Origin of the sequence: Shewanella sp. SP1S1-7 (assembly GCF_031932105.1) — a bacterium.
GTDB classification, from domain to species: domain Bacteria; phylum Pseudomonadota; class Gammaproteobacteria; order Enterobacterales; family Shewanellaceae; genus Shewanella; species Shewanella baltica.
Genome location: NZ_JAUOEU010000014.1, coordinates 74,221 through 91,380, shown reverse-complemented (window position 1 = coordinate 91,380; position 17,160 = coordinate 74,221). Strand labels below are relative to the sequence as shown.

The 17,160-nt window shown below is 49.0% G+C and carries 10 protein-coding genes; 6 read left to right on the top strand and 4 right to left on the bottom strand.

The annotated features are described in order from the left end of the window. Positions 1-88 precede the first annotated feature (88 nt). Complete coding sequence (locus tag Q4Q49_RS12535) at positions 89-895, top strand: crotonase/enoyl-CoA hydratase family protein (RefSeq protein ID WP_311988670.1); 807 nt, start codon at positions 89-91, stop codon at positions 893-895. A 35-nt stretch (positions 896-930) separates the two neighbouring features. On the opposite strand, the gene Q4Q49_RS12530 is transcribed toward Q4Q49_RS12535, so the two are convergent. Together Q4Q49_RS12530 and rapA are read right to left on the bottom strand one after the other, a co-directional pair. Continuing rightward, positions 931-1,827 (bottom strand): DUF3530 family protein, encoded by an 897-nt coding sequence (locus tag Q4Q49_RS12530; protein WP_311988671.1) that lies wholly within the window; start codon positions 1,825-1,827, stop codon positions 931-933. A gap of 257 nt (positions 1,828-2,084) precedes the next feature. Further along, complete coding sequence (gene rapA / locus Q4Q49_RS12525; RefSeq protein WP_311999487.1) at positions 2,085-4,991, bottom strand: RNA polymerase-associated protein RapA; 2,907 nt, start codon at positions 4,989-4,991, stop codon at positions 2,085-2,087. 405 nt (positions 4,992-5,396) lie between these two features. Between rapA and Q4Q49_RS12520 the strand changes: the two genes are divergently transcribed. From Q4Q49_RS12520 to Q4Q49_RS12510, 3 genes are all read left to right on the top strand, one after another. Next, the gene (locus tag Q4Q49_RS12520) at positions 5,397-6,791 is read left to right on the top strand and encodes a PhoH family protein (protein ID WP_259582640.1); all 1,395 of its coding nucleotides are present in this window, start codon (positions 5,397-5,399) and stop codon (positions 6,789-6,791) included. A gap of 215 nt (positions 6,792-7,006) precedes the next feature. Continuing rightward, positions 7,007-10,723: a response regulator gene (locus Q4Q49_RS12515; RefSeq protein ID WP_311999486.1), complete on the top strand. Its 3,717-nt coding sequence runs from the start codon at positions 7,007-7,009 to the stop codon at positions 10,721-10,723. Positions 10,724-10,860: 137 nt separating this feature from the next. Then, the gene (locus Q4Q49_RS12510) at positions 10,861-13,266 is read left to right on the top strand and encodes a zinc-dependent metalloprotease (RefSeq protein ID WP_311999485.1); all 2,406 of its coding nucleotides are present in this window, start codon (positions 10,861-10,863) and stop codon (positions 13,264-13,266) included. 20 nt (positions 13,267-13,286) lie between these two features. Here Q4Q49_RS12510 and Q4Q49_RS12505 read toward each other — a convergent pair whose 3' ends face one another. Further along, complete coding sequence (locus Q4Q49_RS12505; protein WP_011845712.1) at positions 13,287-15,095, bottom strand: protein kinase domain-containing protein; 1,809 nt, start codon at positions 15,093-15,095, stop codon at positions 13,287-13,289. A 249-nt stretch (positions 15,096-15,344) separates the two neighbouring features. On the opposite strand from Q4Q49_RS12505, the gene Q4Q49_RS12500 reads away from it, so the two are divergent. Both Q4Q49_RS12500 and Q4Q49_RS12495 read left to right on the top strand, forming a co-directional pair. Then, on the top strand, positions 15,345-15,686 hold the full coding sequence (locus Q4Q49_RS12500) for a hypothetical protein (protein WP_006080029.1): 342 nt from the start codon (positions 15,345-15,347) through the stop codon (positions 15,684-15,686). A 102-nt stretch (positions 15,687-15,788) separates the two neighbouring features. Next, positions 15,789-16,445 carry a thiopurine S-methyltransferase gene (locus Q4Q49_RS12495; RefSeq protein WP_259561603.1) on the top strand — a complete coding sequence of 219 codons (657 nt, stop codon included), beginning with the start codon at positions 15,789-15,791 and terminating at the stop codon, positions 16,443-16,445. Positions 16,446-16,772: 327 nt separating this feature from the next. Here Q4Q49_RS12495 and Q4Q49_RS12490 read toward each other — a convergent pair whose 3' ends face one another. Then, positions 16,773-16,964, bottom strand: coding sequence for a bacterioferritin-associated ferredoxin (locus tag Q4Q49_RS12490; protein WP_006080031.1), 192 nt, complete (start codon positions 16,962-16,964; stop codon positions 16,773-16,775). Positions 16,965-17,160 lie beyond the last annotated feature (196 nt).

Here is a 17,160-nt window from a genome sequence, read left to right as displayed (position 1 = left end):
TCAAAAAACAGGCTTATGTTATATCTTTTAGTGAATTATTCCAAACGTGTTAACATTTATTCTGGACTGACCAGTAACGGAATATTTCATGAGTGGCCAAAGTGTACAAGTCAAAATCGATGATGGCATCGCCTATGTGTTGCTTAATCGTCCTGAAAAAATGAATGCGATTAACTATTTGATGTTTAGTGATCTCGACCGTGCGATTAAAAAGATCAAATCTAATCGTGGGGTACGAGCCGTGATCCTCTCGGGGGCGGGTGGCCATTTTAGCTCAGGGCTCGATGTCAAAAGCGTGATGTCGGCACCCATGCAGGCGGTTAAGTTACTGTTTAAGGGCTTACCTGGGAATGCTAACTTGGCACAGCGGGTGTCATTAGGTTGGCAAAGCTTGCCTGTACCTGTGATTGCCGTGCTTGAGGGCTGTTGCTACGGCGGCGGTATGCAAATCGCCTTGGGCGCAGATGTGCGCATCGCTAGCCATGACTGTAAGTTATCGATCATGGAGGCGAAATGGGGACTCGTGCCTGATATGGCGGGGTTGGTCGCGTTAAGGCAAATCATGCCTAAGGATCAAGCTATGCTGCTGAGCCTGACGGCAAAAGTGCTTGAGAGTCATGAAGCGCTGGCCTTAGGACTCGTGACCCAAGTGAGCGAGACGCCGATGGAAGCGGCGCAACAATTAGCGCAGCAACTGATGCAAACCTCGCCGGATGCGGCTGCGGCCATCAAACTCAGTATTAACCGTAGTTGGACGGCTTCGGTGCGGAGTCTACTTTGCCGTGAGTCGATTAGTCAGATTCGCTTGTTGTTAGGCAAAAATTGCAAGATAGCGGCGACGCGCCAGCTCAAAGATCCACAAAAACCTTATCAAGATCGCCAGTCGGGTTGGTAGTGCTATTTGGCTCGAATTAGTTGGAATCGTGGCGTTTACTGCGCGCCGCTCATGCGGGCGGCAAAGCCTTTAATCGCATTTAAGCAATTCTGCCATGCGCTCTCGTTATCTAAATTGAGCGCTAAGCTGGTTTGGCGGTAGTTAGGACTTTTTAAGGTCACGGCTAAAATCTTACGATTCGCGGCCGTTTCTAATGAGGCGGGATGACCGTCCGGCGATTGGATATCTAAAATCGGCAGCGTGAGTTTCGCTAATTGCTCCGCGAGTGCTTGGTTGAGCTTTTCATCCTCGCGATAGGGATTGATGACGATCAGCACATCGGGATCGGCAATCTTCTTTTGGCTCAATAGGCTTATCAATAATCCTGCGCTTTGGTCGGCGGTGATCAAAATGCGTTTGCCCGCATAATCTGCGCCGACCGCATCTAATTGCGACATGCTTTGGACCAGAAAGTCTTCCTGCTCTTGCAGATGTTTGCTGTTATCTTCGGGCTTGATTTTAGGGCTAGGTTTATTTGACGGTGAGCTTAACTGCGCGGCGCCGGGTGAGGTGACTTCGGTGGCGGCGGTGGCAAAATTGGCCGCAGGCAGCTCAGTTGGCGGAGTTAAACTTAAGCTGGCCCAACCGGCAGGATTAATATTACGGCGCACAAACGCCATCAATCCCGGCGCATCTGCCGTGCCGTTGGTGGCGGGCAGAATGATTGCCGCACCGAGTTTCTTTTTCCCTTCCCATGGCCGTACTAACAAATCGTAGGGCTGATTGTCTATGGTGATTTGTTTGACTTCATTCTCAGGTAAATAGCGGTTATTTAATTTTTTAGCACTGACTTCGGCTGGCGTTGGCGTAGCTGTTGCTGGGTCTGCCGCGCGGGTAGAGATGGCTATGAAACCAAGTAGGAGGCAAAAGAGAAGCGAAATAATGCGTGCCATAGAATTGATAACCACCTGTGTAGTCTCATAAATTCATCAGTGCTTGAGTATAACCTGAACAATTACCAAAAAGTGAACTTTCCTCGCCAAAGAGTGGCGCCTCATCATTTGGGATAATCACGTTAATTGGGAAGACGCTGCTGAACATCGAAAGCCGCTTATTATAGCAAACCACTTTGAATCGAAAGCCACAGGGCATAAAAAAGCCCAGCGCTTTGGCTGGGCTAATTGATGGAAACCTGTGGTTTAGCTCGGGCCTATACGTGGCTGACGATCACCATACGGATCGCATCGAGTTGTAACTGGCTGGCATCCAGATAAGTGTTTAACTCTTGCATCTGATTGCGCAGGTACTCCAATTCTTCCTCACGGATATTGGGGTTTACCGCCTTAAGTGACTCTAAACGACTCAGCTCTGCGCTCAGTTGCTGAGTCATTTTATCTCTGGCTTGGGCGACCATTTCATCGACAACCACTTGAGCATATTCCTCACCCTTAGCAAATAACGGATGCAGAATTGGCTGAGATGCGGTGACTAACTTGCCGCCAATGTGGCGATTCACCGCGCTCAATTGCTTATCGAAACTGGCGTAATCCACTTTAGCCGACAGATCGTTACCATTTTTATCCAGCAACACGCGAATGGGTGTTGGTGGTAAATAACGATACAACTGGCTCGACTTAGGTGCAGAAGCATCGGCCATGTAGATGAGTTCTAAGAATAAGGTGCCTGCTGGCAGGGCTTTATTCTTCAGAATGGCAACGCTGGTGGTGCCAGTTTCTGAACCTGTGATCAGATCTAGCCCCGTTTGCACCAGCGGATGCTCTTGGGTGATCAGCGCAATATCATCGCGTGATAACGCTGTGTCACGGTCGAAGGTCACAGTCACGCCATCTTCTGGCAAGCCAGGGTAGGTTGGGAACATCATGTGTTCGCTTGGACGCAGAATGATCGAGTTTTCACCCTTATCTTCTTGATCGACACCGATAATATCCCACAGACGGATCACTGAACCGATCAAATGGGTATCACCATCATTCTGTGCGAGGCGCTGGACGATAGCCATTGCCTTCTCGCCCCCGTGTGAGTTGATTTCCAGCAGCTTGTCGCGGCCTTGCTCCATGGCGAGCTTGAGTTCTTTATAACGGCTCTGGGTGTGATTGAGCAGGTTTGTCAGCTCGTCGCTGTCATCAACCACAAGCACGTTTAACAGATCTTCGGCAAACTCACTGTAAAGCACGTGGCCACTCGGACAAGTCAGTTCGAAGGCATTCAGCCCTTGGTGATACCACTGCATCAAACGTTCTTGGGCGGTGTCTTCAAGGTACGGTAAGTGAATTTGGATATCATTTTTCTGGCCGATACGGTCTAAACGACCGATGCGCTGTTCCAATAGATCTGGGTTTAGCGGCAGATCGAACAGGACTAAGTGACTGGCAAACTGGAAGTTACGGCCTTCAGAACCAATTTCAGAACAGATCAGTGCCTGTGCGCCGCCTTCCTCTTGGGCAAAGTAAGCGCCGGCTTTATCGCGCTCGATAATCGACATGCCTTCGTGGAATACCGTCGCTTGAATCCCTTCGCGGGTGCGCAGGGCTTCTTCTAAGCTCAGGGCGGTTTCCGCTTGGCTGGCGATGATCAGCACTTTTTTGCTGCGGTGTGATTTTAAGAACTCAATTAACCAATCTACACGGGGATCGAACTTCCACCAACTGGCGCTGTTATCTTCAAATTCTTGATACAGTTTTTCAGGGCTAAGGGCTTGCGCCGCTTTCGCCTCTAATGACTTGTGTCCGCCCATCATGCCGCTGACGCGTGCGGCAGTTTGATATTGATCTGGCATGGCGTGTGGATAAGCGTTAAAGAAACGCTTAGGGAAGCCTTTTACCGAGGCGCGACTGTTGCGGTACAAGACGCGGCCAGTACCGTGACGGTCGAGTAATTCTTGCAGTAATTCGCTGCGAGCAGCTTGCTGTACTTCGGCATCAATACCGTCTGCTTGGATTAAACGAATACTTGGGCTGATGTCTTTCTCGCCCAGTAATTCGGTCAAGCTGTTGATGGCGGCGTCGGGTAATTTAGCGTTGCCAGCCAGTGCTTCGGCGGCAATGGCGACGTCTTTATAGCTGTCTTCTTCGGCTAGGAAGGCATCGTAATCGTAGAAACGATCCGGATCGAGCAGACGCAAACGGGCGAAGTGACTTTCATGGCCAAGTTGATCCGGCGTTGCGGTTAATAGTAAAACGCCTGGGATCACTTCGCTTAATGCTTCAACCACTTGATAGGCGCGGCTTGGCGCTTCTTCGGTCCATTCTAAGTGGTGCGCTTCGTCAACCACTAACAGATCCCAATCGGCATCTAGGGCTTGATCGAGACGTTTTTTCTTACGCAGTAATTCGAGTGAGCAAATCACTAACTGCTCTGTATAGAAAGGATTGTCGTGATCGGCATAGGCTTCTACACAACGGTCTTCATCGAATACCGAAAAGCGCAGATTAAAGCGGCGCAGCATTTCCACTAACCACTGATGGCGCAGAGTATCGGGCACGATAATCAGAATGCGTTCGGCGCGGCCAGTAAGCAGTTGTTGGTGAATAATCAGACCCGCTTCAATGGTTTTACCTAAACCCACTTCATCGGCTAGCAGTACACGCGGTGCATAGCGACGACCCACTTCATGGGCAATCCACATTTGATGCGGAATAAGTCCAACGCGTGGACCTTGCAGACCAAGTAAATCCGATGAGGCCAGTTTGTGGCGCAACATTTGGCACTGATAACGCACACCAAAACGGTCGAGGCGATCGATTTGGCCGGCGAATAAACGGTCTTGGGGTTTATTGAAACGAATATTGTGGTTCAGCAGGGTTTCACGCAGTGTAGCTTGCTCGCCTGTCTCACTGTGAATGCCGTGATAGATCACTATCCCGTCTTTCTCGGTCAATTCACTGACCGCAAGGCTCCAGCCTTCATGGCTTTCAACCGAATCGCCGGGATTGTATATAACGCGTGTCAGAGGGGCTTCTGCTCGGGAGAACATGCGGTTCTCACCCGTGGCAGGGAATAATACAGTGACCATACGGCCTTCTACTTGAACCACAGTTCCTAAACCAAGCTCTGACTCGGTATCACTTATCCAACGTTGACCTAAGGCGAACGGCATCTTAAATTCTCATTTCTAGGCGGACTCTAACAAAGGGCGCGTATGTTATACCAATACTCGTGATATTTAAATCGCCCTCTCACCCGTTAGAGCCTAATTCCCAGAGTGCTAGATTACAAATTGTACAAGCGACAAAATTGTCGTGCCAACACATGAAATTGTCACGCTAATGTCACATCCGCGGTTATACACTGCCTCGAGTCTGTATGGTAAACAATGGTTGCTGTATTGTTATCTCGTGAGTTTGGTGCCAATATCAATTTAAGGTTTAAGTGTGAGTAAGTGCTATCAACTTGAACCTTATGATCATTCTTTGCCATATGCTTTGCCAGTAATAGGAGTTGGTTAACTTTTATTGAGACTCAAAAGTGTGTTTAAACTTTTATGAAGCACTCTGGAGGCGCCATGGAACAAGACGACAGAAAGTTGTTTGTACTGGATACCAATGTGTTACTACATGAACCTTTGGCGATCTATTCGTTTAAAGAGCACGATGTGGTCATTCCGATGACAGTGCTAGAAGAGTTGGACCAGATTAAAGATCGAAAGAGTGACGTGAGTCGCGATGCTAGAGTTGCCATTAGGGCATTGGAAGATACCCTAGGCGGTGAAACTACCCCAGAACAGATTATCAATGGTGTCCCTTTGCCCAGCCGAGAGGGTCATGCCGATGCGGTCGGTTCGCTCTCAATCTTCCCCGACCACCTTGTTGATTTTACCTTAGGCGCACTGCCGGGAGATGGAAACGACAATCGCATTATCAACACCGCCCTACATCTGCAAAACCTGCATCATCCCCGTACTGTTGTCTTAGTCACCAAAGATATCAATATGCGTCTCAAGGCCAAAGGCGCAGGCATTCAATTGGTTGAAGATTATCGAACTGACCAGTTGATCGATGACATTCGCTTTCTCAGCAAAGGTTTTTACCAGTTCGAAGGTAATTTTTGGGAGCACTTGAACAAGGTCTCCACCGAGCGCCACGGTAGACACACAGTGCATGAAGTGCCGCTCAAAGATCTTGAAAATGATAAGTTTTACATCAACCAATACCTTATCGACACTGAGTCTGATTTTTGCGGTCGCGTTACCGAGCGCACAGACACCCATCTGCACATTTTAGATCTTGGCCGTGAGCGAGTGAAAAACCTCGAAGCGTGGGGCGTTAAACCTAAAAACGTCTATCAAGGCATGGCGCTGCAAGCATTGCTCGATCCCGATATCGATCTGGTGATCTTAACTGGCCCCGCGGGGTGCGGTAAAACCTTGCTCGCCATGGCCGCGGCGTTGGAACTGGTGGTCGAACGTAATCGCTACGACAAAGTGATCGTCACCCGTAACACCCCAGAAATCGCCGAATCTATCGGCTTCTTGCCCGGCACCGAAGAGGAGAAGATGATGCCGTGGCTGGCCGCCATTACTGACACGCTCGAAGTGCTGCACAAGAATGATGTTAATCCCACGGGCAGCATGAACTACATCATGGAGAAGGCTAACATTCAGTTTAAGTCGATCAACTTTATGCGCGGGCGTTCAATCCAAAACTCCATCGTGCTACTGGATGAATGTCAAAACCTCACCGCCTCGCAGATCAAAACCATGATCACCCGAATGGGCGAGGGCACAAAACTGATCTGTTGCGGTAACTTAGCGCAAATCGACTCTAACTACTTAACCGCAGTAACCTCAGGTTTAACCTACATTGTTGAACGTTTTAAAGACTTTGAAGGCAGCGCCAACGTGTATCTCAATGGCGTGGTGCGTTCACGCTTAGCGGAATACGCCGAAGAGCATCTCTAAAGAGTGTCGGTTTAATTTAGAGTAATGACCAAGGCCTCAGATATTGAGGCCTTAGTTTTAGGGAGTAGTAGATTTTTAATCGACTTATCAGTGGTATGAGTAGCCTTTTTCCAGCAATTATTTTATGTGATTGGCAGTTCCTTCCTGCTACTATATGGAGCTCATAGCTTTTGCCGCCGTTGGCTGAAATCAAGCGCTGCAATCAAGGGTAGTGGATGAAATCGAGTGAGCCGGATCTGCAACTAAAATCGCCGATCCAGAAGAACTACAACCGTGCCGTTTTTTATACGTACATTGGCGTTATCGTCATGTCTTTGTTGACCGCATGGATGTTTTTCGACCGCCAAAAAGCGCAGCAGATGGAACAGCGTGAAGAACAGGTTCAGCGCCATGTTTTGCAAATCGATTTGCTACTCGAGTCGAGCATTAGAGCGGTAAAAAGCTTACGCAACGTCGCCGTGGATCATTTGCGATTAGGCGAACTCGTGCGTAAAGAACGCTTACCCCAATACGGTAAATTCAACGAAAGCGGCCAGTATTTTACCTTAGAACCAAGCTATGCCCAGAGCGGTGAGCCTTTTACCAACATGGGTAGGATCACAGGCGCAGGTTCCCTCGATGGCCGCAGCGACAAGTTCTATCAAGAGCTTGAGATGTTGTTTGAGCTGTCGCTGTCATTCCCCGTCGCCAAAGAAGCCGCGCCGAAAGCCTCGGCAATTTATTACCTGTCAAAACGTAGGATCATGTCCTACTTCCCTTGGTCGAATGACGATCAACGTTTTAGGGACGAATTACTCAACAAGAAACAGTTTCAATACGCCACCCCGGCAATGAACCCGCAGCGCAGTGTGTTTTGGAGTGAAGCCTATGTCGACTCCACGGGCAAAGGCTTGTTAACCACCTTAGGTGTACCCGTTTATTTGGACGATGAGTTTATTGGCTCAATTAACTTAGACATGACGCTTGCCTCGTTAGCACGGCAAATTCGGGTCTACTTTAAGATGCCGGGCACAGTGATTTTACTCGACCAACAGAACAATATTTTATCCCACAGCGATTTTGATAGCTCAGATATCAATCGGGTCTATCACATCAGCCAACGTATTCCCTCTGAGCTGCATTCTTTACCTGAGTCGGAATTGTTTGATGCCCACGATGGCATCATACGCAACGGCTATTACATCCATTCGGTTGCCCTGCATAACGCGCCTTGGCGTTTACTGTATTTACAGGATGAAGACGACTTATTCCAAGACTCGTGGGAAAAACTGCAGCTGACCTTTATTTTAGTGGTTATCGCCCTGTCTGTGTTGGTGACCATAGTGCATTGGCAGACGCGTCGATCTTTTGTGAGCCCTGCCTCGCGACTACTGTCGCACCTTGAGGGTTGCTCGCAAGAACCGCGTAAGCCACCGGAGAAAATCACCCGCGGCTGGGAACCTTGGTTCTTGCTGGTGAGTCGGATTTTTGAGGAAAACAAACAATATACCCACCATTTAGCGGAGCAGAATAAGCGGCTCGATAAGCTAGTTGCGCGGCGTACTGAACGCTTAAAAGACACCACAGAGCGGCGTGAACGCGAATATGCGCTGCTACGATCCCTGCTTGATTCGATCCCCGAAGCCATTGTCTTTAAAGATAAAGAAGGCAACTATTTAGGCTGTAACAAGGCGGCTGAGCGCATGCTGGGTTACACCGAGAGCGAGATGATAGGTTTGTCATCTGAGGATCTGACCTCGCCAGAAATGGGCATTCGTATCCGCGCAGAAGACGAACAAGTCCTAAAAGATCGCACGCCGCTGCGCTACCAAGAAAAGGTCGAGCTTGCGGGTAAACCTGTGCTGCTCGATACCCTTAAACTGCCTTTCTATAATCGCCGCGGCGAATTGCAGGGTCTGATTGCCGTGTGGCGTGATGTGACGCGCGAATACGAATCCGCTGAACAATTGCGCCTGTCCGAAGAGCGTTATCACTTAGCCATGGATGCGGTGGAAGATGGCCTGTGGGACTGGTATTTAGACTCTGAACAGATCATTTGTAACCCTGCGTATTATTCTATGCTGGGTTATAAAACCAATGAGTTCCCAGCTCTTGTGTCGACGATTGATGAATTATCCCATCCCGATGATCGGATTCGCGTCGAGGAATACCGTGCTCAGTATCTCGCGGACCCTGTCGGCGCTTACGAAATCGAATTCCGTATGTTGGGTAAAAATGGTGGCTATCACTGGGTATTATCCCGTGGCCGTGTGGTGGAGTTCACCGCCGAAGGCCAGCCTAAGCGTATGCTCGGTACCCATAAGGATATTACCCGCCATAAGAGTAACGAAGTGGCGCTTTTGGAAGCCAAGCAAGACGCCGAATTAGCTAACCTCTACAAGAGTGAATTCTTGGCCAACATGAGCCATGAGATCCGCACGCCGATGAATGCCATTATCGGTATGTTGCAGTTGGCGCAGCGTACCTCGTTAACGGCACAGCAGAAAGATTACCTCGAAAAAGCCGGTTTCTCGGCGCAATCGCTGCTGAGGATCATCAACGATATTCTCGACTTCTCTAAAATTGAGGCGGGTAAGTTGGAGCTTGAGCGGGTGCCATTCCCGCTGGATAAAGTGCTCGATCATGCCCTCGACCTCAATGCGCTCAAGGCACAGGAACAGGGCGTTGAGTTACTCTTGTATGCCCCAGTGACGGCGGGACTCATTCTTAAGGGCGATCCACTGCGTTTAGGCCAAGTGCTGATTAACCTGTTATCGAATGCGGTGAAATTTACCCAATCTGGCGAAATTGAGCTTGGCTGTGAAGATGTCGGCGAGCGTGATCATCGGATTACCTTGAAGTTCTGGGTGCGCGATACTGGTATCGGCATAGGTAAAGATCAACAGGATAAGTTGTTTGATGCCTTCGCCCAAGCCGACGGTTCGACCACCCGTAAATACGGCGGCACTGGCTTAGGTTTATCGATCAGTAAGCATCTGGTGTCTATGATGGGCGGTAAGATGCAAGTGCAGAGTGAGCTTGGGGTCGGCAGTACCTTTAGCTTTACCATCAGTTTTGAGATTGCCGAAGCCGCTAAGATTGAGCCTTTGGTCGTGCCGGAAAAACTCAATAGTCTACGCACCTTAGTCGTTGACGATAACCCGACGGCACTGCAAATTTATTCGACCTTGATGCGAGATTTCCACTTCGACGTCGATACTGCCGCCAGTGGCGCCGAAGCGCTTTACAAACTGTCGCGGGCACCAATCGATCTGTTATTGCTCGACTGGATGATGCCAGAAATGGACGGTAGCGATGTGGTCAGCGCCATAGATACTATGGTCGCCGAAGGCCGCTTAGCTAAACGCCCTGTGATTATCATGATGACGGCCTATGCGGCAGAGCCCTTGCAGCATGAAGTCGATAGTGCCAATGTGTTTGCCGTACTGCAAAAACCGTTTAAGGCATCGAGTCTGTTCGATGAGATCATTGCCGCCTTTGCCGATGAACCGAGATTGAATGTGGTTCAGCCTATGGTTGAAGTTCAAGTTGAGGAAGGAGAGCACACAGGTTTAGTGCTGCTGGTGGAGGATAACTTTATTAACCAGCAAGTGGCCACCGAACTCCTTAAGAGCGCTGGCTACGAAGTGGTGCTGGCCGACAATGGTCAAGTGGCGCTGGATACTATCGACTCGCGGCCGTTTGATGCCGTGTTAATGGATATTCAAATGCCAGTGATGGACGGGTTAACGGCTGCAAGGGCACTGCGTGAGCGTTTTAGTGCCGATGAACTGCCTATTATTGCCATGACGGCTCATGCCATGTCGGGCGATAGGGAAAAGAGTTTAGCGGCGGGGATGAATGCCCACATCACTAAACCCATAGTGCTCAACGAATTATTTGAAACATTAAATCACTGGATCAAACATAAGAATCAGCATCAGAATCGTTAATTTATTTGCTCGGGGCCAGTGATGGCCTCGCATTATTTACTTTAAATCAATTGCTTGAGATAAGCAGTCATCAAAGATGCCAATGACTTAAACGATTTATAAGGTAAATAACGCAGCCAGCCGTATCAGGAGGAAAGATGAAACCCCAAAGTTTAGCCTTAGCCTTATCCATAGTGCTGTTAGGATTTCCCACCGTTACCGTCGCAGCAGCGCCTAGCGCCAAGATCATTAAGCAAAGCCAAGAGGCGAAAGGGTTTCTTAATCTCTATTACGAGGAGTCTCAGGGAGAGTTATACCTTGAAGTTAATCGCTTAAATCAGCCTTTTCTCTTGGTCACTAGTTTGCCGCAGGGTGTAGGTTCGAACGATATTGGTCTCGATCGCGGCCAACTGGGTCAGACCCGCATGGTGCAGTTTGAACGCCAAGGCCCCTATATTTTACTCAAGCAACTCAATACCCAATATCGTGCTAATACCACTGACGCCGCCGAGCAAAGAGCGGTTGCAGAAGCCTTTGCCGATTCTGTGTTATGGCAAGGAAAAGTGATTGAGGGCAAGCCAGATCTGGTGGCAGTCAACGATCTGGTCCTCAATGATTTACACGGTGTGGCTTCCGTTTTGCAACAAACAGAGCAGGGCAATTATCGGCTCGATTTGAGCCGTTCTGTCATTTTGCCCAAAGGGATTAAATCCTTTGAGAAAAACGCCGATGTCGATGTGCAACTCACCTTTAAAGGCGATGTTGCTGGCGCGCAGGTCGCACAGGTAACCCCCGATGGCACCTTAATGTCGGTGCGGATGCGTTATTCCTTTGTTGAGCTGCCCGATACCGATTATCAGCCGCGGGCTTATCATCCGATGAGCGGTTATTTGTCAGATGAGTATCAAGACTATGCGACGCCCTTTGACCAACCGTTAGCTCAGCGTTTTATCCTGCGCCACCGTTTACAGAAAGTGCATCCTGGCCCAGCGCCAAGCGAAGTCGTTAAACCTATTACTTATTATCTTGATCCTGGAGTGCCAGAGCCGATACGGTCTGCCTTGCTCGATGGTGCCCGTTGGTGGGAGACGGCTTTTACTCGGGCCGGATTTATTAACGGCTTTAAAGTTGATTTATTGCCGGTAGATGCCGATCCGCAGGATATTCGCTACAACATGATCCAATGGGTGCACAGGGCGACGCGGGGTTGGTCCTATGGCGCTGCACTGACCGATCCACGCACTGGTGAAATCATTAAGGGTCAAGTCACGCTCGGCAGCTTGCGTGTGCGGCAGGATTACTTGATTGCCAAAGGCTTAACCGCTGGCTGGCAGGATAGAGTGGCGGCCGAGAAAGCGGCGACAGCCTTGTCGCTGGCGCGTATTCGCCAACTGGCCGCCCATGAAGTTGGCCATACCTTAGGGCTTGATCATAACTTTGCCGCTTCGACCAATCAGGATGCCTCTGTGATGGATTATCCCCATCCGAAAATCCAGCTAAAGGGCAATGATATTGATATTTCAGCGCCTTACACTACAGGTGTTGGCCCTTGGGATGATTTTGCTATCGCCTATGGCTATAGCGAACAAGGCGATGCTCGCACCCAACAAGCACTGCAAGTCGACTTACTGGCCGATGTGGCGAAACGTGGCTTACGTTATATCGGTGAGGCCGATTCTCGCCAAAAGGATGCGAGTCAGGCCTATGCCAGTTTGTGGGATAGTGGTGACGATCCGATCGAGCAACTAGGTAAGCTCGACAAAATTCGCACTAAGGCGATTGCGGGTTTCTCTAGTGCGGCTTTGTTACCCAATGAACCACTGGGCGAGCTAGCCGATGCCTTTGCGCCAATTTATTTGCTGACGCGTTATCAAATCGATGCGGTTGCTAAGTTTATTGGCGGCACTGACTATAACTATCAATCCATAGGTGAAGGCAGCCGCTGGAGCTATATTGCGCCGCAATTGCAGTTAACGGGTTTAGACGCACTGCTTAAAACTTTAGATGCGGCGAGTTTAACTGTGCCGCAATCCTTGCTCGACAGTTTAGTGCCAAAGGCGGGGAATTATCATTCCACGCGGGAATCCTTCGACTCAGGTTTAGGCGCAACTAACGATCCTCTCGGCATGGCTGAAGTATTTAGCCGTCATACCGTGAGCTTGCTATTGATGCCTAAACGTTTGAACCGTGTCAGCCAAGCATCCATGGCAGATAGCGAGCAGTTATCGGTGACGACATTACTCGATAAGTTGTTCGCGGCGACCTTGTATCAAGAGGACAAGCTTGGGCTGGTCGAAGGCGTGTGGATGCGAGTGAACGCTGTGGTGATTGATGAAGTGCTGGCAACGCTGCACAATCCTCAAACCTCACCAGAGGTGAGGGCTGCGATCAACGACCGCGCTCAGTTTGTGATTAAGCAATTGAAAGCGAAGTCGAATCGAGCGAATGCAAGTCTTGCAGCCCATTATACTTGGTTGCAACAGGGTCTGGCTGCGGGCTTAACCGATGCTAAGGTTAAGCTGATCCCTAAGCCGTTGACCTTACCGCCGGGATCGCCTATTTAATCTGATGAACATAGGCGCTATTAGGCGCCTATTTCTTTTGGATTTTTCGGATAGAAGTGATCGGCTTTACGCTCTAGATGGGTAAAGCGGCGGGTGTTTTTGTAGGGCAGTTTCATAAAGCCCGACACGCCGTGGCCTTGGATTTTGCCGACATGATGCAAGATGCGATCGAGACTGGCGCGAAACGCCGCTTGCTTACGTGGATTGAGCAGCTTCAAGTAACTGTGGATCTTTAAGTGATTCGGCAGCGCCTCAAAAATGATGCAGCCTGTGTGGTGAATTTGGTTGATGCGGGCTAATTCTTCCATGATCTCCACCGGCAATTCGAGGTTTTCGTCGGGATCTTTACCGTCTTCAAAGTAAGAGTGTAATCGTGACTTGTCTTCTAAGGTGGGCACATCACCGACTTCAAAGGGTAATTGCAGATCGGCGCTGGCGACAAACGGCTCGCTTATATCTGTGCGCTCGATATGCAGCGTGTCTTTGGCGTTAAAGAAGCAGGCCTTAAATACCCCGATACGTTTAATTCCCCGCGCCAGATCCACCATATTGTTGACCGCAATGATCAAGGCACTTTTTTGCTTTGCATCGTAAATCGCAAGATTGGAGTCGATAAACACGCCGGTTTCTTGCCAGTGGATCGCGAGACCGCCCACGATCGGATATTGCGCTAACCGACCCACGGCTGCGATAAAACCTTTTTCGGTATCGCCCATGCCTGCGAGGAAGTTGCGGTAATATTTTTCGAGCTGAATATCATCCATCTTAGCGATAGGATCTTGGGCGTTATGTTCCTTTAAAAAGGATTTACGCGAGCTGTAGCTGACGGTTTCAACATCTTTGTCGCGGGATTGCACCCACACAGGAATTTCACCCTGTAACTCAGCTTTGGGCAGTTCTGGTAAATGCAGTCTGTGGCTGTGGCGCATACTTTTCAAAAAGTAATCGCCGGCAATGTTGCGCTGCTTAGGATCTGTGCTGAGCATGCCCTCTAAGGTACGGGCTAATTCCATTGGTAAGCCAATGCTGGTGGGCGAGATAACTTGTGCGCCGAAGCGGCTTGCTTGGCCTGAGGCAAGAGCATACAGAGTTGCAGCAACGCCTTGTTCGTCAAAGCGCGGGCTGGAGAGTGCCCCATTGAGTTGCTCTTCGCCGATAAAGTACACATCGCCCATGCGGGCGTTGGTATGTTGTTGATCGCTCGACATTAACGCCATCACATTGTCTTCGACCGGCTTGTTATATTCATCTCGCTGGGCAAACACCGCCGATCCCCAATCGATCAACGATAAGTGTTGCTGTTCAATGTCGTAAACCAGATTAGAAGGTTTGATATCGCCGTGCACTAAGGGCTTGCCCGTGCGCAGGTAATACAAGATATCGGCGAGTTGGCGGGCGATGCTCATGACCATAGCTGTGGGCAGGGCGCCCATACGGCGGCAAAGTTGGTCGAGATCTTCGCCTTTTGCCCGCTCCATCACGAGTATGCCTTGCTTGCCGACTCGCTCAAATTTGATCGCGCCCGGCACATTGGGATGCTTGAGTAAGGACAGCATAAAGGCTTCTTCTTCGAGCCTATCTTGAATATGTTGCGGCAGATTAATCCGCGAGAACTTAAACACATGGGCATCGCCCGCTTGATTGATACCCGCAAACACGAAACCGTAGGCGCCTTTGCCGACCAATTCGATATCGGTATAACCTAACTTGCTCAGCTGCTGTTTACAGAGGCGGATCCACGCCTTGTGTTTACGGGCATCATTGGCTTTGAGCAAGTAAATGGATTGCTCTTCAGAAATATAAAAATGCTGCAGCTGAGGTGTTTGCAAATTGTGCTCCTTGTTTTGTCCATTTAACCAGTAAGCGGGGGCGATAATCAAATCGCGGCTGGCTTTATTTTAGGATTCAGAGCGGCATTAGTGATCAGCGTCAGGCGCGGTTTACCTAACCGATCATTTCGTCACTGACTTTGACTTACATCAAGTTAAATCCTCGCGACTATAGGTAATCTTTGGGACATGAGATGGAATCAGTTTTTGTTAATTAACCTACAGACAAAGTGCAGCTAAGGAGGGCATATGCCCACCCAATATAAAGCCTTGTTGATCGAGCTATTGGAATATCCGCGTAAGCGAATTTTGCAGTCAATGGAAGTGACCCATTGCCCACATGCGGTATTTTTTAATGATAGCGACGAGCAATGTTTAACTTGTCATCAGGGCATGGAATGTATCTGGATGAACCAGAACGACGAGCTGGTGGCCGTGAACGAAAAATCGATTGCCGAGTTAAAACAGCAGTTGTTGATCGCCGTGGATTTTGTTGACTCATCGTTAAGCCCGCACCATTTATCACGCCGTCAATGTCAGTGTGATAACTGTGTTTGGCTGCGTAAAGTGCAAGCCACGTTAGATCAGTAAGTGAGTCTTTACATTGCTGAGTTTGTCGAATGGCAGGGAGCTTTGCATCCGCTTTAAAATGTCATTAGAGTAAGGACAACTTTAGCGAATAGAGATAAACCCATGGAACCCGGTTTTTGGCATGAAAAGTGGCACCAGCAGCAAATAGGTTTTCATCAGCAAGACATCAATCCTTTCCTCGTTAAGTATTGGCAGAAGCTTGGATTACCCGCAGATACGCAGGTTTTTGTGCCCTTATGCGGCAAGTCGCTAGACATGTGTTTCTTGGCCGAACAAGGGCATCAGGTCATAGGTTGTGAGTTGAATGAATTGGCGGTGCAGCAATTTTTCAGCGATAACCAACTCGAGATGACGCAAACGACCGTGGGTGAACATCAGCATTATCACACTGAGCAGATCGGTTTGTATCAAGGTGATATTTTCACTTTACCTAAGGCTATCACTCAAGAAGTGACAGCATTTTATGATCGCGCCGCGTTGATCGCATGGCCAGAGAGCATGCGTGCCCAATATGCCAAGCAGCTCGCGAGCTTGTTATCTAGCGGCAGTGTCGGTTTATTAGTGACCTTAGATTATCCGCAGGAAGCCTTAAGTGGTCCACCTTTCGCCGTATCCCCAACCTGGGTTGAGCAGCATCTGAGTGATGACTTTGACATTGAAGTATTAGCCTCCCAAGATGTGTTGGCCGACAATCCCCGCTTTATTAAAAAAGCCGTGCCTTGGCTTAATGAAGCCGCCTATTTGTTGAAACGTAAGTAGGATTGAAACGTAAGTAGAATTGGCTCGAAAGTGGATCTGCAACCCCATTGAATTATTCGCGGCTTTCGAGCTTGGAGTTCAGTGGGGGCTTGTCATTAAAACATCATATCTAAAGTCTAAACTGGCAAGATTATTTAAGACGAAGTGACGCTCTAAACTGGCAAAACTATTTAAGACGAAGTGACGGATAGAAAGCTTTGTTGTCGCGGGACTTTTTGGATTGAGTTTGCTTTAGCTGGATTGAGTTTGCTTGAATCAGCGTGGTTTTAGCTTGTCGGAAGTGTGTTCGTTAGCGAGTTCCCCTTACCACCCTATTCGCGATTCAATTTACGCGACTTCGTAATAATTAGGCTCACGCTCTAATTGATTCTGGATGATCTGCACCGCCATTCTTGCACACTTGCCACATTGATCGGCAACACCTAAGCGCTTTTTCACGTCAGCAAGCGAGCTATCGCCCTGGCTTACGGCATTTTTAATTTGCGTATCGGTGATCGCATGGCAAAGACAAACGTACATATATTAGTCTCCAAAGGAATTGCGCTAATTCTAAATGAAAACGCTTATCAAATGCAATCATGATTTTTGAGTGATTTTCATACATTAACGTTTTTGTTACATGGCGCACGTTTTATCGTCTATGCTAGATGTGTTTTAGCATTACACTGCTAGGCAGTTTTAGAAGTAGGTTCAGGAATATAGAGTCAGGGTGATG

Bases quoted from the DNA above. Each gene is read 5' to 3' on its own strand.
- Q4Q49_RS12500 (WP_006080029.1), top strand. From the start codon at position 15,345: ATGCCCACCCAATATAAAGCCTTGTTGATCGAGCTATTGGAATATCCG.
- Q4Q49_RS12520 (WP_259582640.1), top strand. From the start codon at position 5,397: ATGGAACAAGACGACAGAAAGTTGTTTGTACTGGATACCAATGTGTTA.
- Q4Q49_RS12530 (WP_311988671.1), bottom strand. From the start codon at position 1,827: ATGGCACGCATTATTTCGCTTCTCTTTTGCCTCCTACTTGGTTTCATA.
- Q4Q49_RS12510 (WP_311999485.1), top strand. From the start codon at position 10,861: ATGAAACCCCAAAGTTTAGCCTTAGCCTTATCCATAGTGCTGTTAGGA.
- Q4Q49_RS12535 (WP_311988670.1), top strand. From the start codon at position 89: ATGAGTGGCCAAAGTGTACAAGTCAAAATCGATGATGGCATCGCCTAT.
- Q4Q49_RS12515 (WP_311999486.1), top strand. From the start codon at position 7,007: ATGAAATCGAGTGAGCCGGATCTGCAACTAAAATCGCCGATCCAGAAG.
- rapA (WP_311999487.1), bottom strand. From the start codon at position 4,991: ATGCCGTTCGCCTTAGGTCAACGTTGGATAAGTGATACCGAGTCAGAG.
- Q4Q49_RS12490 (WP_006080031.1), bottom strand. From the start codon at position 16,964: ATGTACGTTTGTCTTTGCCATGCGATCACCGATACGCAAATTAAAAAT.
- Q4Q49_RS12495 (WP_259561603.1), top strand. From the start codon at position 15,789: ATGGAACCCGGTTTTTGGCATGAAAAGTGGCACCAGCAGCAAATAGGT.